Below are 21,021 nucleotides of genomic sequence, written 5' to 3'. Positions count from 1 at the left end.
AGTTAAGCGCCCAGTTGCGGGCTCAGCTACGCACCGACCGAGGCCAATTTTCTAAAATAAAACTCCATGCGCGACGCCACACCTTGGTTCGGATCGGATTTTAGGCGTGCCGCAATATCGTCATGCCAATCCGCCCGATTGCCAAGCCGCGCAATCAAGGCCGACGCCACGATCTTGCGCACCTTCGCCGACCGATCACGAGACGCCCGGTCCATGCTTCCCGCAACATCGACCGAAATGCTTAACGGGCGTTGCTGCAAATCCGGCACCAGGCGGCTGACACCATGGACTTTATCCACCCAAACCCGCTTGTACCCGTTCGCCCATTGCGCGCGGCCATTCAACAAAAAATCTGTCGCACAGGACCGCACCGCCGCCGATTTCGCATCAGCCGCCAACTCAGGAAGGCATTCATCCAAATCGGGCCGCTGCATCACCCGACGCAGCACAGCCGTGACCGGCCCATCGGCCTTATCACGAAGTTGCTGCTTGATAAACGCCAGCACATCGCGCCGATACAGCGTGTCTTCAACACATTTAAAAGCCCGATCATCCCAGCGGGCAAACATCTGCATGCGCAAAAGCAAAAAGAACGCCGCCCGCCCCGCAACGTCATACTCCATGCGCGGAAAATACTGCGCGCCATACTCCAACGCCGCCGCCCGGACCTGCGCAACCCAATCATTCATGCGATAGACAATCGACACAAATTCAAACGGTGATCGCGGCGGACCATCAAGGTGCTTAAGCGCCGCCTCGCGCTTGAACCCATCGCCATGAAACTGCAAGAACCAGCCGTAATCCTTGGGCGCACGTAGGCCCGAACCCGAAAAATCGGACGACGCCTCGCCTGCGAGGTCCCAGCTATAATTGATCCCGCCAATATCGCGAATTTGGATGCCCGCGGGCGCAATCAATTTGGGATCAAGCATCTCAAGTGCGGTGCGAAAGGCGTCGATTTCATCCACCGCGCCAACGCCCGAACCCTCAACCCGCCCCAACGCGTAAATCGCATGTTGCGCATATTTCGGCAGGACGGATTGTTTTCGATGGGTGAATAAATCAGGATATCTTGCAAGCTGAGCCAACGAACCCGGGCCTCTGTCTTTTTCTTTTAGATCGCAACGAAGAACAACGCGAATTCACCGCGTCTATGTGGCCCTTTTATGTCAACCAGCCTCCCGAAAAACCGTTTTTGCCGTCACCACCGTGCTGCGTCCAGCCCCGCCCCAAAAGCCGGCGGACCAGAAGCAAAAAACTCACACAAACACCAAAAAGGGCAGCGAACTTATTCCGCTGCCCTTTTTGCTTCTAAGAATATCCAAACACCCCTAAAACCAACGTCATTCTCGCGCAAAAACGCGAACTGCTAGCTAGTTGCCGGAGGCTCAATTTTTATGGAGACGGACTGGGCTGCAGCCATCGCGTCTTTCACATAGAGTGTGTAGCTTTTCCCAGCGTCCGACACTTTTTTGCGAGATATGACAATTTCATGGCCCGAAGTCACCCTCACGTCAAATTCATCTGAGGCGGGAGAAACGCCAACCCATGATGTACTCAAAGGCATTTTACCACCTTGGACAACAATAACCGCGGTCTGTTGCTCGCCAAGGACCAAAGTGTTTTGTGCCGTCGTCAACGGAGGAACCGGTGGCAGGTCAAGCACACACGTAGAAGCGACCTCCGCCATTGCGTTGGTGGCTTGTTCAACCTTCTGCTTTATACTGTCAGCTGCTTGTTGCAGCTCGGTCGACTGGCTGCGGATTAATGCCGCCAACTCTTCTGGGTCTTGAGATACAGCGCCGCCTGACTTGATAAGCGCAGCCACATCAACCGGCTCCTCTACGACACTAGAAGCCCCAACGCCAGCCCCATAGGCTGCGCCAGAAAGACCAATCCCTTGCGCGACCTGGACTATCGCCTCAAGACTGGCCCGATTGTCTGATATGCGCTGATTAAGTGTAACCAAAACAGTATCACGGGACTGCCTAGTCACCGATGCAAACTCCCCATCAAGCGCTTTGAATTGTTCGATACTCCGGCTTGCGGCCTCAAACGCATTAATGGCGGTCGAAGCTATCGGTTCGACTTCTTTGTAATATGTCGACCCATTATTCATGGCCTTCAGCTTACTTAAGCCCGCCTTCAAAACCACAAGCTTGCCTTTATAGCTAACCGACGTTGAACTAATCGGCTTCACAACCGAAATTGCTTCCTCCGCCTGCCCTGAAATACATGCAAGGGAACGATCTGCCGCAAGATAGGTGCTGACACTATCCTCACTGGCGAAAAGCGACGAGCCCCCATAGGCCCCCGCCGCCGCCAGTCCGAACCCCAGCACCATATCGGTATGCGCACCGTATAGCGCGGAAATACCAGCAGCCGATGCCGCACCAAAAGCGGTGTAGCGCAGCAGGGATTGTCCAACCACCAAGTCTGATCGTTGGTCTTGGATTTTCTCCCGCACAGTTTCGGTTTCCTGCGCGGCTTTGGCTAGAAATGGTAAATCTTTATTGGAGGCATCGAATGTCCGTTCTGGCAGATCAATATAAGGATCGAACCAAACACCACTACAACCAGACACAGCCACACAACACGCAAGACCAATCAAAGAACGCTTTAGCACGGACACCCCCAAGAATAATTTTTCCCCAAAATATTCGCGCTTAGATTGTAATATAAATTAGATAAATCGCAACTAAAAATAGTCCCAAGACAAAACAACCCGCCCTCAAGTTAAATATCTTTAAAATACAAACATATACCTCAAATTACTCTTCACTTTCGCACACTGCGCCACTTTCCTGACTGTCTTTGCCCCTCTTCTAAGGCAGAGCCATCCACACCAACTGTCCCCTACCCCAATCAATAACCTCCCCATCCATACCGCGAAGGCCCCCGCCACAAAATCGTCACAACCTTTTTTGGAACGATCTCAAATCTCACTCGTTTGAAGGGGTGTAATGTTCGACATCAATGAAAGGAGCGACATTATGCCAGCGATTGATACTGCAAAGATTTTGATCCTTGCCACCGACGGCTACGAGCGTTCAGAACTGCGCGTTCCGCTTGAAAAGCTCTCCACCCACGGGGCCGATGTGAAAATCGCCTCCCCCAAATCAGACCCGATTAAAAGTTGGGATAAAACCGATTGGGGTGACACGGTCGATGTCGATGTCGAAGTCAAAAATGTCGATATCAACGATTATGACGCACTGGTCCTGCCCGGCGGGCAGATCAACCCCGACACCCTGCGCAATGACGAAGCATCGGTAAGCTTGGTCCGTGAATTTGTCGCATCGGGCAAACCGGTGGCGGCCATCTGTCATGGCCCGTGGTTGCTGGTCGAAGCCGGTGCGCTGCGCGATCGCCACGCCACATCCTTCCCGTCGATCAAAACCGATTTGATCAATGCCGGGGCGATCTGGCGCGATGAACAAGTGGTGTGTGAGGACGGTATCATCACCTCGCGCAATCCAAATGACCTTGACGCCTTTGTCGCCAAAATCGTCGAGGAAGTCAGCGAAGGCAAACACCACCGCCGCGCGGCTTAATCCGATCACGGCGTCTTAACGCCCAAAACACCAAAAGGCAGCGGAACCACTCCGCTGCCTTTTTTCGTTTCACGCACAATCATCAACCAACAAACCCGTCGGTAACGCCGCACCTTTACAAATCCCGTCATTCCCGCGCAGGCGGGAATCCATAAACGCGACAGATTTAGTCTTCCCACAAGATCCGACAAACATTGAATCCCGTTTTATCCCCGACCAGCATCGTCTCATCATCAAAGGCCAGGGCAACACGATCATGCTTGCGCGAACCAAGGTTCATGCCGGGCGTTAACGGCAACATGCCCAGCGGGGCTGACAGATCCGGCGGATAGATCAGGGTCTTGTTCAGCCCATAAAGCTTTAGCACGCTATAAGACATATTCCGGCTACAGGTAAGGTCCCCCAACGGCACTTCGGCCACAGCGTTGAGGCACAACGCCGGCGCACGGGGCTTTCGAAAGCGCTGCCAGAACCCCCGTTCATTGCGCTCATTGCGCTCATTATCCGGCGCACCAACGATGTCATAATCAATGACAAGCTTCGTCTCATAGGCTGGCCCACTGTTAAAATGGGTTGCTTGCCCGCCATTGGTTACGGTGCGGAGCTTCCCGTCGCCCAAGAACGCGTCGACGATAAACAACCAAGAAGAGCCCATTGCCCGGTCGCGCCACGCCGCCATGACGTCTGGGGAATTCAATTCCACCGGCACCCCGACCCACGCGAAACGGTCACCCGTTCGGCGCAGAAACGCAAAAAAACGCCCAACCCGGACCCTGAAACGATCCGACAGCGTCACCAAAAGCAGATCATCACTGACCGCCATGGCGCTCAGGGGTTTGGGTGTCCGGCCAAAGGAATCCTGCCGGGAAATCTCCATTTCCGCCAGAAAATCCATATTGCGAATTGGATAGGTCTGAAGACAGCGGCTAAAATCAGCAGATATGACATGCACGCGATCATAATCGAGACAGCCAAAGCCCCCGCCCCACGGAAAAAAGCTGCGCGAGAGGTTATCAGAGGACGCACTTTCCGCAATCGCAGACCTGTAAGGCGCCAATGTCTCCAACTTATCGGCGTTTGGCGACCAAACAGCTGCCAAAGGCGCACCATCCGTGGGGGCGTATCCCCGCACCAAAATTCTGGCATCTGGCAATATGTCGATGGAACGCGCCCCGTCTATCACCCCGTCGAACGCAACGTCGCGGATGATTTCGGATTTTAGCCTTTTCTGGCGATTTGCAAATTCCCGGCGGGCAGACAAGTCTTCGGATGCCATCTCATATCCGTTCAGCTTTTTCTGATTTTTCACGCTTGCTCTAAGCGCGTGAGACCTTACCGTCAAGCGCCCGAAAAAATGGACAGGAAAAAGGGGACGGATTTATTTCGGCTTGCTTCTCTTTGTTAGCCGTGTCGCCATTTGACGAGATTTCTGACTATATCTTTTTTTGTTCTCAATAATATTTTGTAGTTCATCAGTGAAATCTGCGTCCACTTCTCTTAGCTCCGAGAGCCAGTGAAGTGAACAGTCTGTCCAATGGGGGGAGCCATGCAGGAAACCGCCACGAATGAGTACTTCATAGGGAAAATCGCATGCGGGATGTTGCGAGGCAAACTCAGATATAGCGCTTTTGAAGCTGTCAACCGAAAGCTCTAAAAAGGGAAGTAGCGCAAGTATTGATTGGCTGTCTCCGTCGCCTACGAAATAACGCTTCCCTTTTACCGCGACTAACCATGATTGTCTTTCGGCATCAAAAACAAGAGTTCTATCCGAATTGCAGCACTGAATGATCGTTTCCATCACATTCCTGCATTGTAATCAATTGCAACAAGGGGACTATACAAAGGGGCCTGCCCCCTTATTCTCATTCATTCCGCCACAAATCTCGTCATTCCCGCGCAGGCGGGAATCCATGCATCAAGGGCACTATGGATGATCGTTGATGGTTTGGAACGTTACTTCTTGGCACTTTTCCCTTCCTTGATAGATTGCTTTACAGCTTCAACACTGTCGATCAGCTCTCTGAGGTTGTCAGGGTCGGGAGTTCCTCCGGTAAATTCATCGGAGTGTGAGTGAGCACCTATCAACTCGGAAGCTTCACCATGTAATTTCCGCAATTCGTCTGCGGCTTCATCCGTCCAGTATACCTGCCGCAGATTGCTTACACGAACATGTTCTTCCCAACGCACAACAGTACCATTAAACAGCTCGTGAATGATCGTCTCTTCGATTGTTCGGCGAAGGGCATCAGCACCTTTTTCAACCAGTTCAACCCGTTCACGACCATGTGCTTTTAGAGCTTTAGCAAGGTATTCCTTAGCGAGATGCGCAGACAAATATGCTTTATGGCTTAACGGTGAATCGTTGAGCTTTACTACTCCCGGAGTATCCTCGTAATCTCTCTCAATCCAATGCACATCTAGCGAGCAGTTATTCTTTTTTTTGGCCAAATTGGTCAGCGAAGTTACAAAAACGATGTCATGGGAAAACACGATAACTTGTCGGACAAGAGCTTCATCAACAAGACGCAGAGCTATCTGCTTCTTACGCTTGTGATCAAGCGATGTCACGGGGTCATCTAGAACTATAGCGGCGCTCGACGGGTTGAGATTAACTTCAGTTAGGAAATCAGCAAGCGCCAAAGCACGCTGCTCACCTTCGCTGAAAATCTCTTCAGGTTTATGTCCTCCTCGCACCTTTAGCCCTCGGAGTGTTTTTCCTTCACTTCCACGTGCTTGAAATTCAATCGGAAGCGCACAATTCAACTTAGTACACTCTTCTGCTAACCGCTCTTTATAAGCCCCTTCAATGAGAGTTTTAAACAACTTGCGCTGCCTATGGGTCACAAAGCGCGTATTTGGCTTCGCTGCTATTGCCTTTTGAATCCAGCGAAGTTCTTCAACAAAAGTGACGACATCTTCAATATTCTGGGCGAGAATTTGACGCTGTCTAAGTAAAGTATGCTCAGCTTTAAGCTTAGCAAGCACTTCCTTGAATTTGCCATCTTTGAGCTTCTGTTCCTGAGCCTCAATTTCTAAAATTGCTTTGGTCAATTCAGCCGTTGGCAAAATAATGTCATTGTTTGGAATTCGTTCCAACTGACCTGTATTAAGAGCATCAACTAACGCATTTCTGCGCTGGGAAAAAATAGCCGAAACTCCGTCAAATACTTTAACGAGTTCAGGATTAATTTTACCCAAATCCGCACGGACGCGGCTGCCCGCAGGAAGGATATCAAGTTCCAATTCCTGCAGTTTTTCAACATGTGAACTAATTTTCTCATCAACCGCAAGGGCCCGCTTGCGGGCTCCTGCGTCCAAATATCCCCACATACGATTTATGAGCTTAGCTGAAGGCTCATCCAATGGACGATGGCACAAAAGACACGGATCGGCTTGCTCCGGATAACTTTCACGCTCTACCTCAGCTAGCTTCCGACTTGCATTGACAAAAGTATCCCATTCAGGACTACCAGTTTGCGTCAACTTTGGATGCGAAACAGTTTCAGCGCCCTCCTTGATCGCTTCAGCGGTCGCTATTCGATGCTCATTCATCATATTGAACGCTTCTCTCACGGCCTCTTTGTTCACCTGGCCAGCAAGCTTATTCATTTTGCGCTGCGAATTGGAAATATCAGTTCTACCGGCCTCAAGAGCTTTTAAAGTTTCTATCGGTGAGTTTGCTATCAACTCGGTTTCCACACGGCGCACTTCATCAAGCCTACTTTGCTCGACTTCGCCAAACGTACCTTGAGCGCGAAGGTCTTCAATATTGCTCTCATAATTCAGCTTCGCCAGTAGATCCGAAATCGCACCTTGGTCCGTAAATAGTTGGTGAAATTTATTCTCCCTACTCTTTGCCGAAATATCGACTTCCAGCTTATCCTCAAAAAGCCGAATAATACGCATCAACTCATCAAAAACATCGAAGCCTGCGGGGTGGAATCCAAGTTCGCTCTCCTTCGACAGGTGAACCCGCGCCACCGAAGAATCGAAAACGCTAATCCTCTGGAGATCAGGGTGTTCATCACCAACAACAAAGAAAATAAGCTCTGATTTCTCGGGACCGTTTTCGGTGACAAACTGAGCTTCAGCGGGAGTATCTTGAGCCTCTTCATCATAAATGTTGCGAAGAATTGTAGGCTTCGAACGATTGAAGCAAGCTGACGACAACATTCGGGCAAAACCACTTTTACCGGTTCCGTTATGCCCATAGATAACTGTTAGCCCATCACCAAACTTCAAGGCTGAGGTCTCAGGAATGGCGTTTACATTTTTAAGAGCTTTCATTTCCCGAAGCCTCAATCGATCTGGCTTGGCTGTAGCACCGCTGCGACCTGTAACTGAAGTCGGTATTTCAGGAAAATCCTCATCGCCAGCATCAAGCTCGTTGTGCCGAAGGAAAAGCCGATACGCCTCATTTACTCTCTCATCAGAAAGCTCACCGTCTCTTACAGCATGGGAAATGATAAACCGTTGCCAGTCTGCAAGCGTCTCCCCCCAATCGTTCAATTCTTCCCATATCGTTTTTTGAGAATCTGGTTCTACTTCGACAACAAGAGCCGCAATAGCATCAGCTAGATCGTCGCTAGTTTTTTTATCAACCATCACGGTGCCTTCAAACTTTCCCATTGTCTTGGAATTTTTGACTTTGCAGCTTTACTTTAGCAGAACACGAAATACCACCAACACACAACCTAAAGTTAAACAAGAAAACCCCGACCCAATTTGTTGAGCCGAGGCTTATCCAGACAGTGCTCTACCCCACACCACTTTTTAGATAGATTTAATCATCCTGCTTCACTCACGCCGAGCTGTCAGCAGGATGATATTCGAATCAGCTATCTTTTAGGAGCGGCGCTTAATCGCTCGAATTGCCCCCTCAATCTTGTGCGTGATTTCCCTTCGAGGCGCACAATCATTGTAAGAGAGTTGAACCATTTCTATCGCAAGTACCAAGGCCTCAATGTTGTTTGATGGCAGATGGAGACAGCTCTCTCTTGGCAGAGCCTCATGAATGTTGCTGTAATAGACATCAATCGGGTTGATATCGTTGGCAGCTCGGCTGAATCTATGCTCTGCACACATCCAGTCCTCCAACGCACTCCGGACGATATCCAGTCGTCGGCTCGCAGCAAAGGGAATATAGGGATGACGGCTTGCCAGAACTGCTTTGAAAAGAACCCCAAGTTCTTTGTGGTACTGCAGCGGCATCACGCTGTTTGGTCGCCTTTCTTCCAAACCGTACGGAATGGTTTTCGAGCTAGGCATACGGTAAATTGTACCTTTTGCTTTGGCGCGCCGCCTATCCTGTGATGACTTGGTCAGAGGACTGAAAAACGTTTCGTGATCTGGAACAGAAATACCCGTCCAGTCTGTCCAGTCATTGTTTTTGTTCCCAGAAGACAGGGCATCAATTCGATCCATTAAAGAATCGATATCAAAATTTTTCGATGCATCTGTCGCGACAAAAAGTGGGCAGCGCCCCGGGAAATACATGCCCGTCCAAGTGGACCTCCTTAGATGCCAATTGTGTAGGTTTCTCCAGCTTTCATCTTCCTCAGGAAAAACTGAACCCTCGTAAGGCTCATAAACAAGAACAGCTTGGCCTGAGGATGGATCAAACCAATGTGTCGGGTGATCCTGCGACGGAGGTCGGTTCTCCTGAGTTTTCTGTGGGTAGGTTGTATGCGGCTTCCTCAAGGGCCGAAGGCCTGTTGCCTGCATAAATATGATTGTTCGCACCGACTTCAGGAGCATTCCTCTGGCAGACTTCTGGCTGGAAGCAAGAAGATCGAAGACAAGGTGATCTTCTGCGACCAATCGCACGGAATGAAGCCCCCGAACATCTCGCACCTCTGACCGAGAGCATATGTTAGAGAACGGACTGTCAATCTCGACGCTGATTGTTTCACGGCCAATCTTCCGCTGGTCTCGATCCGACCAATAAACAGTCAGATATAGGGTGTGCAAGCGCCCAACGCATTGTAATTGCTTCAGCGCGTGCCGATAATTCTGAAAAGATGCGGCTCGTGCGGCTTCATCGAGAGCTTTGTGATGAGGAATAGAGCGGGAAATCTTGATGTCTTTCGCAAGGCGCTTGATGCCATTGATCGAAGACGGACGTATAGAATTGTTCATATCAAACTCCTGGCGGTGCTTTGAAGCGTCACCCGTCAACCACCAGCCAACCCGGAAATTCGGTTTGAACAAGAAAGTTTTGATTACACGGTAGTGCTGATCAACAGCTTCGCAACGACGGGTGGCATGCTTCTACCAGAAGCTGCAATATTTTTAACCTAAGCACTCCATGAACTCAAGATAATTTCAGTTACACATCTTTGTCCTTAAGGTTATCAACATCCAAAAAGAAAACCCCAACCCAATTTCTTGAGCCGGGGAAGTTTGTGTCGTTCGGAGGAAAGCGGGGCTTTGCAAGCTTCGTGCGTTGCATGTGCCCCTTGGGATTTTTCAAATCCCCAAAATCATCAGATGGTTTTGACAACCACTTTGCGTTCAGGCTGGACTTTAAGCCGGTTGCGGATCGGGCGGCCAAAGGGTGCGGCCTCAATCTCGAACTCATCGCCATCCTGTGTCGTCACGCCATCGGCAAAGCTTAAGGTCGCCGTGCCAAAGAAATGCGCATGCACATCACCGGGACGGCAGAACAGATCATATTTGAAATGATGGTATTCAAGGTTCGCCAGCGTATGGGACATATTGTCTTCGCCGCTTAGGAACGGCTTTTCCCAAATCACCTTGCCATCACGATACAGGCGCGACGTGCCCTCAACATGGCTTGGCAAATCGCCAAGCAACAATTCCGGGCCCATGGAGCATGCGCGCAGTTTGGAATGCGCCAGATACAGATAGTTTTGGCGTTCCGTCACATGGTCGGAAAACTCGTTGCCAATCGCAAAGCCAATGCGCACCGGCGTGCCGTCGCCATCAATCACATAGATCGCGGCAATTTCGGGTTCTTCGCTGCCATCCAGCGCGAAAGACGGGCTTGGCATATCCGCCCCCGGATTGGCAACGATGGAGCCATCGCCCTTGTAAAACCATTCTGGCTGCACGCCCTGTTCGCCGGCTTTGGGCTTGCCGCCCTCAACGCCCATGCGGAACATTTTCATGGAATCAGTTTCATCGGCCGCCTTGTTATCAGACGTATGCATGTTCGCGCGCGCCGATGCCGACCCCAAATGGGTCAGGCCGGTGCCGGTGACAAGGAAATGTGCCGGATCATCATGGGTCACCGGGGGCAAAAGCCGCCCGTCCTTGGCCACCTCGTCATAACTGATGCGGTCCGGCCCCATGCGATCTTTGGCGGCCTCGATCATGGTGATGCCTTTGCCAATGGCGATCTCGGCCAATTCGCGCGTACTGGAAAAGCCCAGCAACGGCACAAGGGTATGGGCATCTTCAACAACGGCAACATGCTGCGCGCCGGCGGTGTCTTTATATTGAACCAGTCTCATAAAATGCGTCCTGATAGGTCTGTCTTTTGGGGGCAAACGGGCCCCTTTGCCGCGTGGGACAAAAGGGCTGATCGCTGCGATCTGTTGGCGCGGGGCTTAGACCCAGCCACCATCCACGATGAAGTTCTGGGCTGTGACCATCAGGCTTTCGTCCGAGGTCAGGAACAACGCCATGCGGGCGATATCTTCGGGCTGCACCCGGTTTTTAAGGCACTGGCGTTCGTCAATTTCGCGCTCGGCCGCTTCATCGACCCAAAGGTCAAGCTGGCGTTGGGTCATCACCCAGCCGGGCACAAGCGTATTGACCCGGATGTGATCCTTGCCAAGGTCGCGCGCCATGCCGCGTGTCAGGCCATGGGTTGCGGCCTTTGCCGTGGTATAGCCGGGCATGCCGCCCTGCCCCATCATCCAGCTGACCGACCCGAAATTGACAATCGCACCACCCCCGGCCTTTTGCATCATCGGGGCCACGGCCTGAATGGCAAAGAAGGATGGGCGAATGTTAATTGCCTGGCGTTCATCCCAATATTCCGGGGTGACGTCCTGCCATTTATGACGGGTATCGTTGGCGGCATTATTCAGCAACGCCGTGATCGGGCCATTGATTTTGGCGGCTTCTTCAATCGCGCCCTGAAGCGCTTTGATATCGGTGATATCGCATTTGATGAAAACCGGCTTGTTGCGCGCATCCGCACCCAGTTTCTCAACAAGTTCCGCCCCGGCATCTTCCATAATATCGACAAAGGCCACTTTGGCCCCTTGCGCGACAAAGGCGGTGACGATGGCTTCACCAATGCCCGACGCACCGCCGGTGATGAATACCGATTTATCTTCAAGACTTGTATAATGTGTCGGCAAGCGATCGGTCATGATCGTTCCGTCTCCCATATTCTGATCTGTTATCCCGGCCCGGTAAACAGGCCCCGTCGCGGTCCATTGTTCTGGACCCTGTTTTGGTCTTTATTTTGGTCTTCTTTATCGCCTTTGTCGCGCTGTTCAACATGCGGGACTCCGCAAAGCTGATCATCGCGATGGGACGTTAAATTGGCAGAATGTGCATCAAATTTTCAGATTGCGCAGTGCAGCGGAAAAACTTTTGCGTTTCCCAAAATATGCCCTGCCCCAACGGACGATCCGCACCCCCATCCGGGGCCAGATTTCAGCGTCCATTGGTTCCGTATGATGCTTCCTCCTGACAATTTTTTTCTTAATTCTTCATACAATAACATTAATGATCAGGATATCCGGCCCTGTCAAGCGTCAAACAGGTGAAGACATTGCTTTCGATCCGGGGCGCTGTGGTTTATATGAAGGGCTCCCTTTTGAAGGGATTGGCGATGGACAAAGGCCAATCTTGCGCGGGCCGAAATAATTATTTGCTTTGCAGCACAAGGCATTCACAGGGTTAGATAAGTTGCCCTAAAAATTAATTCATATTATATGAATAATATCAGCGCGGGCCTTCCGCCGTTTTCGTTTTCCACAAGGCCCCGCCGGAGGGAATTTAATGTCTTCTACTATGTCGCGCACCTATGCCAAACGCAGCCTGCACAGCATTGTTGCGCATGATCTGGGAATGCGGATCGTTTCTGGCAAACTCGCCCCGGGCGACGTTCTTCCGACCGAAGCCGCCTTAAGCGAATCCCTCGACGTATCGCGTACCGCCCTTCGCGAAGCCATTAAAATCCTCTCGGCCAAGGGATTGATTGAATCCCGTCCCAAAACCGGCACCCGGGTCAAACCGCGCAAAAGCTGGAACCTGCTGGATCCGGACGTTTTGTCTTGGCACTTCCCCGATCCCGATCCGGCGTTTCTGTATAGTCTTTTGGAAACCCGCCTGATTATCGAACCAAATACCGCCGCGATGGCCGCCATCCGCGCGACCCCGGAACAGATCAAGCATATCGAAACCGCCTATTTCGAAATGGAAAAGGCAGAACCAGGGACCGAGGCCGTCTATATGACCGACCTTGTGTTCCATCAGGGTATTTTGGATGCCTCTGGCAATGATTTCATGAAATCGTTTGGCATGCTGATTGAAACCGCGCTGATCGGATCGTTCCGCCTGTCGTCCGGCGGGCCCAAGGCACATGTGAAGTCGCTTCCGGATCACCACGCGGTCTATGCCGCCATCAGCCACCGCGACCCCGAAGAAGCCCGTGCCAAAATGCACGGCCTTCTACGCCGCACCATGCGCGAACTGCGCAAGGAACTCGGCATGTCGGTTGAACACGACTGGGACCAGATCGGCCTGTAATCAGGCCGGTCGTTCATCCTGTTCTGCGCGACCGAAACACGCTCGGCCCCCTATTCTTCATACAATTAACTTTTATAGTCCCCGCACGCCAAATGCCGCATTTGGCGCCCGCACAGCCGATTATTCACCAAAAATGAATAATGCCGGTGATTGTACAAATTTTCTGATGAAAAACCGCTGGTTTTCGTGCGCCGAATTTCCGGGTTGGGCGGGCACATTTAAATCAAATAATCCCCGATGCCCGTCTTGATAATTCGGGCCGCGTTCTCAAATGAGCTTTGTTACGCGCAAGCGTTCGATAACGAAGACATCAATTGGAGTTCCGCGTGGAAAAAATCAGCGACAAGCTCAAACCTTGGCCGAAAGAAAAACAGGCTGTCGGCCAGCGTGTATTTGATCGGGTTGCCAAAAAGAATGGCCTGAAAAACGCGCTTTTTGGGGCTTATAAGTCGGTTGATCCGACCATGACGGCCCTGCCCGATGAGATTTATAAGCTTGAAAGCGAGAAATTTGAAAATATCGCGGTGGGCACATTCAGCCCAAGCTATTTCCAAACCCAGCATAAAATCATCGAAGAAGTCAGCGCCAAAGTCGGCCTGACCGATTACCTTGAAAAGGGCTATGCGAACTATTCCGCGGGCCTGATCAATGCCTTTATCGACAATTCCCCCCGGTTCGAAAAGAACCGCCACGAATTGGTCGAAAGCTTAATGCAGTCGATCTTTTCCGATGTTGCGGTCGTTGTTGATGCCTATTTCCAGATCGTCACCGAACGCGCCGAACGCGAAAAACGCGAAACATTTGATGCGCTTACCACCGATTTCGAACAACGCATTGGCACCAGCACGCGCCGTCTTGCCCAAGAAGCCCTGCAATCACGTGATGCGGCTGTGTCGATGAAACAGACGGCCCATAATGCCTCTGGCGAAATTAATAACGCGGTCGCCGAAGTCGAAGAATCCGCATCCCTGATGCAAACCACAGCCGCCGCCGCCGAACAACTCGACGCCTCGGTGCTTGAAGTAAACCAGAAGATGGATGCGTCGGTTAAAGTCTCCCAGCAGGCCGTGCAACAGGCCCAGGAAACCGAAACCACCGTCCGTGCCCTGTCGGATGCCGCAGATCGGATTGGCGAAGTGGTCAGCCTGATTTCCAGCATCGCCTCGCAAACCAACCTTTTGGCGCTGAATGCCACGATCGAGGCCGCACGTGCAGGCGACGCAGGCAAAGGGTTTGCCGTGGTCGCCGGCGAGGTCAAAAATCTTGCGGGCCAAACCGCCAAGGCAACCGATGAAATTGGCCAGCAGATCACCCAAATCCAGCAAGCAACCCAAGAAGCCGTTGGCGCGATTGAGCGTATTGTCACAACGCTTGATGAAGTGAATTCCTTCTCGGGCGATATCTTTGCGGTGATCAGCCAACAAGGCGATGCCACCCGCGAAATCACCAACAACATCCAAACCGCCAATGGCAAAACCGACACCATGCGTCATCACGTAACGTCAGCCGGCCAGTTGGGCCAGGAAATGAACAACGATGCTGGCACCATGGCGGACGGTATGAATACCTTTGCCGAGCAGGCCAAGAATATGGAGCAAGTGGTACAGCAATTTGTCATGGACTTGAAAAAGAACCAGAAATAACCGGCAAAAACATCGCCAAAGCCGATCAACAAGATGCGGTCACGAGCACGGGCAACGATTGCGGGGATATGACCCACGGCCATAAACCCCGCACTTTCCCGGTGTAACTGCAAAAACGCCCTGCTTTTTTAAGCAGGGCGTTTTCTTGTTGTGGTCGTTTCATTTGGCAATGCGTTGCAACGTGATATTGCGCGTTACGTCGCCCCGGCCCGCATGCCCGAGAAGGACCGCGTAATCAGGCGTTGCAGCACGATAAAGCCAAACAGCAAGGCACCAATCATGATCTTGGTCCACCAGCTATTAAGCGACCCGTCAAACGCAATCAGGGTCTGGATCACGCCCATGATGATCCCGCCAAAGAATGTGCCAATCACAAAGCCCATCCCGCCGGTCAAAAGCGTGCCGCCAATCACCACCGCCGCAATCGCATCCAACTCAACCCCGACCGCTGCCAGCGGATAGGCCGATGCGGTGTAAAAGGCGAAAACAACGCCCGAAAGCGCGCTGAAAAAGCCCGACAGCGCATAAACGCGAATGATCGTTGCATCGACCGGTGTGCCCAGCAACTGAGCTGATTGACGGTCGCCACCAATGGCATAGACATTGCGCCCAAACCGGGTGTAGTGGGCAATGATGATCCCCCCCACCACAGTCAACAGCATCAATACCGCCGATGCGGTCAACCAACCGCGACCGGGCAACGGAATTTGAAAGCCACTGAATTCGGACACGAACGCATGGTCAATCGGAACGGAATCCAGATTGATCAGGAAGCACATCCCACGCAGAAAGAACATGCCCGCCAAGGTGATAATAAACGGCTGAATATCAAACTTGGCGATAATCACGCCCATCAACGCGCCAAAGGCAGATCCAATGATGATCGAAATGACCGCGGCCAAAACCGGATGCATGCCAAACCCGGTAACAAGCTCGGCCATCAACACCCCGACAAAGGCAATCATCGACCCAACCGACAAATCAATCCCACCTGATAGAATGACAAAAGTCATGCCAACGGCGGTAATGATCAAAAAGGCATTATCGGTCAGAAGCGCGCCCAAAACATAGGTATCGGAAAAGGCACGATGTTCAAAAATCCCATAGCCATACAGCAAGGCCAACACGGCCAAGGTCGCCAACAGTGGGTAAAAGCGTTCATTAATTTTCATGCGATTTCCCCTGCGTCATCGAACCCCAGGCTTTGCTGATAAGTTCACGTGATTTTGGCGCCTGAACCAGCAGAACAATCATCACAACGGCTGCTTTAACGATCAGCGTGTATTGCGATGGCAAACCAGACAACAGAATGCCGGTGGTCAGGGACTGAATGATCAAAACCCCGATTACGGTCATGCCGATAAAGAACCGACCGCCCATCAAGGACGCCCCACCAATCACAACCGCCAAAATCGCATCAAGTTCCAGCCAAAGACCGGCATTGTTGGCATCCGCACCGCGAATATCAGCCGCGATGATGATCCCGGCCACGGCCGAACACAGCCCCGCCGTGGCATACGCCATCAGCTTAATCCCGCGGGCATCAATCCCGGCAACGCGGCTGGCGCGCGCATTGCCACCAACGGCCTCAACAAACAGGCCAAGGGCGGTTTTGCGCATGATCAGATACAAACCACCAATCACAACAGCGGCAATGATCACCCGCCACGGAATCCCCAAAAGGTATCCACTGCCGATCCCTTCAAAGAACGCACCATGGAACGTGACAATCTGACCATCAGTAATCATTTGCGCGATCCCGCGCCCCGCCACCATCAGAATAAGCGTGGCAATGATCGGCTGAATATCGAGAAACGCGACCAAAACCCCGTTCCAAAGCCCGCACAAAAGCCCAGCCCCAAGCGCGGCAAGAATAATCACCGCCGGGTGCAAATCGGTATCACGGATCAAAACCGCCATCACCGCACCGGAAATGGCAATCACCGAGCCAACCGAAAGATCAATGCCACGTGTGCCAATGACAACCGCCATCCCCACCGCGACAAGGGCAGTGGACGCCGCACGATGCACCACATCAACAAGCGATCCATAAAGATGCCCGTCGACAATGCGAACGTTAAAGAAATCCGGCGAAATAATGCCGATGCCCAGAATAATCAGGACAAGGGCCGCGACCGGGCCAAACCACGGACGGCTTATCAAAGAAGATGCAGACATGATGCTGCTTTCCCGTACTTTCTTTTTGTCTTGTAAACTGCTCATCGTGCGATGGCCTCGATGATGTTTTCCTGCGTGATTTCAGCGCCGGTCAATTCCGACACCTTTTCACGGTCGCGCATCACCGCAACCCGGTCGGCAAAGGCGACAATTTCATCAAGCTCAGATGATGCCACCAACAAGGCCAACCCTTCGTCGCAGAGCTCCTTGATCAGTTTGATGATGTCGGCATGTGCCCCCACATCAATGCCGCGTGTCGGTTCATCCAAAATCAACAGCAACGGTTTGGACACCAGCCAGCGGGCCAAAATGACCTTTTGCTGGTTGCCACCGCTAAGCTGACCGACGGGCTTTTCGCTGTCGGGGGTGGCAATGCCAAGCGCCTTGATCATGTCATCGGCAAGCTTTTGCTGCTCGTTGCGCGGGATCGGGCGCAACCATCCGCGCCGCCCTTGCAGGGCCAGCATGATGTTTTCACGCACACTCAGTTCGGCAACGATCCCGTCTTGTTTGCGATCTTCCGGGCACAGGCCAAAGCCCGCCCGGATCGCATGCCGTGGGGAACGCAGCATCACCGGTTCCCCATCCATAAAGACAAGGCCGCTGTCAGCTTTTTGAGTACCAAAAATCAGTTCGGAAAGTTCGGTACGCCCCGATCCCAAAAGACCGGCAAGACCCACAATTTCACCAGCCTGAAGATCAAGACTAACCGGTTCCAACACACGCTTTTTACCCAGGTTCTTGACCTGAATTTGGCGTTTGGGGCCGGTATAATTGCCTTCGTCCTGATGGCGGTGCGAACTGACTTCGGCCAATTCATGCCCCAGCATATGATTGATCAAATCAATTTGCGGCAGGTCCTTTGTCACGAACGTTCCGACCAATTCACCGTTGCGCAAAACCGTGATCCGGTCGGTCACGGCATATACCTGATCCAAGAAATGCGTCACAAACACGATGCCAAGGCCCTTGGCCTTAAGATCGCGCATGATGGCAAAAAGCGTTTTGATTTCTTCGGCGTCCAAACTTGCGGTCGGTTCATCCAAAATCAGAACCCGCGCATCAAGGGCCACCGCGCGCGCAATCGCGACAAGCTGTTGAATGGCAACCGAATACGACCCAAGGGGCCGATGAATATCGATATCAAGACCGAGAATTTCCAAGGCGGCCTTGGCGTCTTCGTCGGTTTTCTTCCACGCAATCAGACCAAACTTGCGGGTCTGACGTTCCAGCATCAGGTTTTCTGCCACCGACAAGGTCGGGATCAGATTGACTTCCTGAAACACTGTGGAAATACCCAGCGCCTGTGCGTCGCCTGGATGGTTGGGATGGATTTCCTGACCGTTAAGGGTAACCGAACCAGCATCGCGCGGATGCACGCCCGTAATCACCTTGATCAAGGTCGATTTGCCTGCGCCATTTTCACCCAAAAGCGCGTGAATTTCGCCTTCTTGCAAATCAAAATCAACATTTTGCAGGGCCTTAACCCCGGGAAAGAACTTCCCTGCCCCGCGAACTGAAAGCACCGTCTTACCCGAATTTTCGGGCTGTGATGTCTGTGCCATATAAATCGCCCTCTCCCATTTTGTTCTGACAGACATTTTCTAGGCGATAAGCACCCGGACGCACCCCCGCGATTGCAGAGGCACGTCCGACGCATTGTCAGTCAGAATTCATCAGGTCACCCGACACATCGAAAGTGTTGGGGTTCCCGATGACTGCACGTTACTTGCTGCGCATTTTGTATTCTTCAGCAGCCGTATCGGGCAGGTAGAGCGGGCCGTTTGCTTTGATCCATTTCGGAACTTCTTTGCCTTCTTTGGCCGCAGCAATTGCGTCAAAGGATGGGCCACCCAAATGCGGGTTCAGTTCGATGGTCGCATTGGTGTCGCCGTCAGCCATGGCTTTGAAGATATCTGGAACCGCATCGATCGATACGATCAGGATATCTTTACCCGGGGTCAAACCGGCTTCTTTGATGGCCTGTACGGCACCAAGTGCCATGTCATCATTGTGCGCGTAAACCGCACAGATGTTTTTGCCGCCGTCTTCGGCTTTCAGGAAGCTTTCCATAACTTCCTTACCGCCGGAACGGGTGAAGTCACCAGACTGCGAACGGATGATGTTGATTGCCGGGAAGTTCGAAACAACGGATTCAAAACCGGATTTACGGTCATTGGCAGCCGATGAACCAACAGTCCCCTGCAGTTCAACAACGTCACAAACCGCATTGGTTTCGGTTGCCAACCAAGCAGCCGCCAAAGCACCCTCGACAACGAAGTCAGACGCCACTTTGGTCAGATAAAGGTCTTCATCCGCAGCAACGCCACGGTCAACAAGAACAACCGGAATACCGGCGTCTTTGGCTTCTTTGAGAACCTGATCCCAACCGGTTTCAACAACCGGGGCCAGCAAGATACCGTCAACGCCTTGGGCGATGAATGAACGAACAGCTTTGATTTGGTTTTCTTGTTTTTGCTGTGCGTCGGAGAATTTCAGATCAATGCCACGCTTTTCGGCTTCGGCTTTGATCGATGCTGTTTCCGATGTACGCCAGCCACTTTCAGAACCGATCTGCGAAAAGCCGATCATCATTTCTGCGTGTGCCGCGAACGAAAGACCCAGTGCAACGCCAAGTGCTGCGGTTGAAACAGCTAATTTTTTGAGACTCACCACGTTTTCCTCCCTAAGTGTGGTTTCTTGCTTAAAAGCCATATAGTAATACAATATGAGTTGAAGTGACTCAACCATATAGTTATTGTCTTATACACGGCGTCGCTCTACACGTTTTAAAACGCATTACAAAACAAAGAAAAACAAAGACTTCTGGAGTTGAACATGTCCGATTTACCCCCATCATCAAAGGCTGCAAATCCCGTGTCAGACACCCTTAAAGACAGCCCCAATTCAGATCAGCTGATGCTGATATCCGATCAGATTCGCGTAAGCCTTTCTGCGGTTGGTGCGCGGATGTCCGGGCTGTATCTGCGTGGTAAAGCCGGGCAGAATGATGGGCCAAATGAAACCAATATCGCGGTCGGCCTGCAAAGCGATGACGCCTATCTGGCGCAAGACAGCTATATCGGCGCAGTTTGCGGGCGTTATGCCAATCGAATTGCCAATTCGCGCTATGTCGATCCGACCGGGCGCGAGATTATCCTTTCGTCGAATGAAGGACCAACGCACCTACATGGCGGGGTCGTTGGCTTTGACAAAAAGACTTGGACCGTGACCGATGCCACCGATACAAAAGTGCGGTTTGAAATCACATCCGAAGACGGCGACCAGGGATATCCAGGCACGTTCCATGCAACCGCGACCTATTCGATCACAGCCGCCAATCGCCTGCGCCTTGAAATCACCGCGACCTGTGATCAGCTGTGCCCGGTGAATATGACAAGCCATGCCTATTGGAACCTGTCAGGTCAGTTTGATAGATCAGCCGCCGATCACGTTTTACAAATCAATGCCGATGCCTGGTTGCCGATTAATGATCAGCTGATTCCCCTGCCCGGCCCCCAAGACGTTGCCGGAACGGGATATGATTTTAGAACCCCGTCACGGGTATCGGATATGCTTCCAAAGGCGGAACAAGGGTTTGATCATAATTTCTGCCTGACCGGGGAGCGCGGGACACTGCGCCAAATTGCCACCCTGTCGGATCTGGCAAGTGGACGTTCGATGAAACTGTTTTCGACCGAGGCCGGACTTCAATTTTATCTGTCCCAGCATTTCACCGACGATATGAAAACCAAGGACGGCGTTGGCCTGCACGCCTCAGCAGGCATCGCCCTTGAACCCCAGACCTGGCCAGACAGCCCCAACCGGGATGATTTCCCGAGCCCGTGGCTTAAGCCCGGTGAAACATATCACCATGTGATTGAGTGGGAATTTTCCTAAACAGCAAAAGGCCC

General features: G+C 52.0%; 16 protein-coding genes. 4 read left to right on the top strand and 12 right to left on the bottom strand.

Translation table 11 applies throughout. From position 1 onward, the window contains the following. Window positions 1-26 precede the first annotated feature (26 nt). A complete protein-coding gene (locus HCZ99_RS10200; protein WP_167446885.1) occupies window positions 27-1,088 on the bottom strand; it encodes a hypothetical protein in 1,062 nt (353 codons plus the stop codon). 281 nt (window positions 1,089-1,369) lie between these two features. Beyond that, a complete protein-coding gene (locus HCZ99_RS10195) occupies window positions 1,370-2,626 on the bottom strand; it encodes a hypothetical protein (RefSeq protein WP_167446884.1) in 1,257 nt (418 codons plus the stop codon). A 367-nt stretch (window positions 2,627-2,993) separates the two neighbouring features. Between HCZ99_RS10195 and HCZ99_RS10190 the strand changes: the two genes are divergently transcribed. Then, complete coding sequence (locus HCZ99_RS10190; protein WP_167446883.1) at window positions 2,994-3,554, top strand: DJ-1/PfpI/YhbO family deglycase/protease; 561 nt, start codon at window positions 2,994-2,996, stop codon at window positions 3,552-3,554. Between the two features lie 166 nt (window positions 3,555-3,720). Here HCZ99_RS10190 and HCZ99_RS10185 read toward each other — a convergent pair whose 3' ends face one another. The 6 genes from HCZ99_RS10185 to HCZ99_RS10160 all read right to left on the bottom strand — a co-directional run bounded on the left by HCZ99_RS10185 (window position 3,721) and on the right by HCZ99_RS10160 (window position 11,899). Beyond that, window positions 3,721-4,863 carry a hypothetical protein gene (locus tag HCZ99_RS10185; RefSeq protein WP_167446882.1) on the bottom strand — a complete coding sequence of 381 codons (1,143 nt, stop codon included), beginning with the start codon at window positions 4,861-4,863 and terminating at the stop codon, window positions 3,721-3,723. Window positions 4,864-4,932: 69 nt separating this feature from the next. After that, window positions 4,933-5,352 carry a hypothetical protein gene (locus HCZ99_RS10180; protein WP_167446881.1) on the bottom strand — a complete coding sequence of 140 codons (420 nt, stop codon included), beginning with the start codon at window positions 5,350-5,352 and terminating at the stop codon, window positions 4,933-4,935. Window positions 5,353-5,507: 155 nt separating this feature from the next. Continuing rightward, window positions 5,508-8,183: an AAA family ATPase gene (locus tag HCZ99_RS10175; protein ID WP_167446880.1), complete on the bottom strand. Its 2,676-nt coding sequence runs from the start codon at window positions 8,181-8,183 to the stop codon at window positions 5,508-5,510. Between the two features lie 216 nt (window positions 8,184-8,399). Next, the gene (locus HCZ99_RS10170) at window positions 8,400-9,692 is read right to left on the bottom strand and encodes a DUF5623 domain-containing protein (protein WP_167446879.1); all 1,293 of its coding nucleotides are present in this window, start codon (window positions 9,690-9,692) and stop codon (window positions 8,400-8,402) included. Between the two features lie 347 nt (window positions 9,693-10,039). Continuing rightward, on the bottom strand, window positions 10,040-11,029 hold the full coding sequence (araD1, locus tag HCZ99_RS10165; protein WP_167446878.1) for an AraD1 family protein: 990 nt from the start codon (window positions 11,027-11,029) through the stop codon (window positions 10,040-10,042). 96 nt (window positions 11,030-11,125) lie between these two features. Then, the gene (locus HCZ99_RS10160) at window positions 11,126-11,899 is read right to left on the bottom strand and encodes an SDR family NAD(P)-dependent oxidoreductase (RefSeq protein ID WP_167446877.1); all 774 of its coding nucleotides are present in this window, start codon (window positions 11,897-11,899) and stop codon (window positions 11,126-11,128) included. Window positions 11,900-12,536: 637 nt separating this feature from the next. Here HCZ99_RS10160 and HCZ99_RS10155 point away from each other — a divergent pair. Together HCZ99_RS10155 and HCZ99_RS20925 are read left to right on the top strand one after the other, a co-directional pair. After that, window positions 12,537-13,286: a FadR/GntR family transcriptional regulator gene (locus tag HCZ99_RS10155; protein WP_254869565.1), complete on the top strand. Its 750-nt coding sequence runs from the start codon at window positions 12,537-12,539 to the stop codon at window positions 13,284-13,286. A 326-nt stretch (window positions 13,287-13,612) separates the two neighbouring features. Further along, window positions 13,613-14,929 (top strand): methyl-accepting chemotaxis protein, encoded by a 1,317-nt coding sequence (locus HCZ99_RS20925; RefSeq protein ID WP_217701488.1) that lies wholly within the window; start codon window positions 13,613-13,615, stop codon window positions 14,927-14,929. Between the two features lie 194 nt (window positions 14,930-15,123). Here the strand turns inward: HCZ99_RS20925 and yjfF are convergent, their stop codons facing one another. From yjfF to HCZ99_RS10130, 4 genes are all read right to left on the bottom strand, one after another. Further along, window positions 15,124-16,101, bottom strand: coding sequence for a galactofuranose ABC transporter, permease protein YjfF (gene yjfF, locus HCZ99_RS10145; protein ID WP_167446876.1), 978 nt, complete (start codon window positions 16,099-16,101; stop codon window positions 15,124-15,126). After that, entirely contained in the window at window positions 16,091-17,107 is a 1,017-nt protein-coding gene (locus tag HCZ99_RS10140) for an ABC transporter permease (RefSeq protein WP_254869564.1), read from the bottom strand. Before HCZ99_RS10140 ends, yjfF begins: the two co-directional genes overlap by 11 nt. A 41-nt stretch (window positions 17,108-17,148) precedes the next feature. Beyond that, window positions 17,149-18,672 (bottom strand): sugar ABC transporter ATP-binding protein, encoded by a 1,524-nt coding sequence (locus HCZ99_RS10135; protein ID WP_167446874.1) that lies wholly within the window; start codon window positions 18,670-18,672, stop codon window positions 17,149-17,151. A 160-nt stretch (window positions 18,673-18,832) separates the two neighbouring features. Continuing rightward, entirely contained in the window at window positions 18,833-19,780 is a 948-nt protein-coding gene (locus HCZ99_RS10130; protein WP_368484251.1) for an ABC transporter substrate-binding protein, read from the bottom strand. A 165-nt stretch (window positions 19,781-19,945) separates the two neighbouring features. On the opposite strand from HCZ99_RS10130, the gene HCZ99_RS10125 reads away from it, so the two are divergent. Further along, a complete protein-coding gene (locus HCZ99_RS10125) occupies window positions 19,946-21,007 on the top strand; it encodes an aldose epimerase family protein (protein ID WP_167446873.1) in 1,062 nt (353 codons plus the stop codon). The last annotated feature ends 14 nt before the right edge of the window (window positions 21,008-21,021 follow it).

Origin of the sequence: Thalassospira lucentensis, assembly GCF_011806425.1 — a bacterium.
Lineage (GTDB): Bacteria > Pseudomonadota > Alphaproteobacteria > Rhodospirillales > Thalassospiraceae > Thalassospira > Thalassospira lucentensis_B.
This window is presented reverse-complemented; position numbering and strand designations above follow the sequence as displayed.

Excerpts from the sequence above, each read along its gene's own strand:
- HCZ99_RS10190 (WP_167446883.1), top strand. The coding sequence starts at position 2,994 with ATGCCAGCGATTGATACTGCAAAGATTTTGATCCTTGCCACCGACGGC.
- HCZ99_RS10180 (WP_167446881.1), bottom strand. The coding sequence starts at position 5,352 with ATGGAAACGATCATTCAGTGCTGCAATTCGGATAGAACTCTTGTTTTT.
- HCZ99_RS10175 (WP_167446880.1), bottom strand. The coding sequence starts at position 8,183 with ATGGGAAAGTTTGAAGGCACCGTGATGGTTGATAAAAAAACTAGCGAC.
- HCZ99_RS10170 (WP_167446879.1), bottom strand. The coding sequence starts at position 9,692 with ATGAACAATTCTATACGTCCGTCTTCGATCAATGGCATCAAGCGCCTT.
- araD1 (WP_167446878.1), bottom strand. The coding sequence starts at position 11,029 with ATGAGACTGGTTCAATATAAAGACACCGCCGGCGCGCAGCATGTTGCC.
- HCZ99_RS10160 (WP_167446877.1), bottom strand. The coding sequence starts at position 11,899 with ATGACCGATCGCTTGCCGACACATTATACAAGTCTTGAAGATAAATCG.
- HCZ99_RS10155 (WP_254869565.1), top strand. The coding sequence starts at position 12,537 with ATGTCTTCTACTATGTCGCGCACCTATGCCAAACGCAGCCTGCACAGC.
- yjfF (WP_167446876.1), bottom strand. The coding sequence starts at position 16,101 with ATGAAAATTAATGAACGCTTTTACCCACTGTTGGCGACCTTGGCCGTG.
- HCZ99_RS10140 (WP_254869564.1), bottom strand. The coding sequence starts at position 17,107 with ATGTCTGCATCTTCTTTGATAAGCCGTCCGTGGTTTGGCCCGGTCGCG.
- HCZ99_RS10135 (WP_167446874.1), bottom strand. The coding sequence starts at position 18,672 with ATGGCACAGACATCACAGCCCGAAAATTCGGGTAAGACGGTGCTTTCA.
- HCZ99_RS10125 (WP_167446873.1), top strand. The coding sequence starts at position 19,946 with ATGTCCGATTTACCCCCATCATCAAAGGCTGCAAATCCCGTGTCAGAC.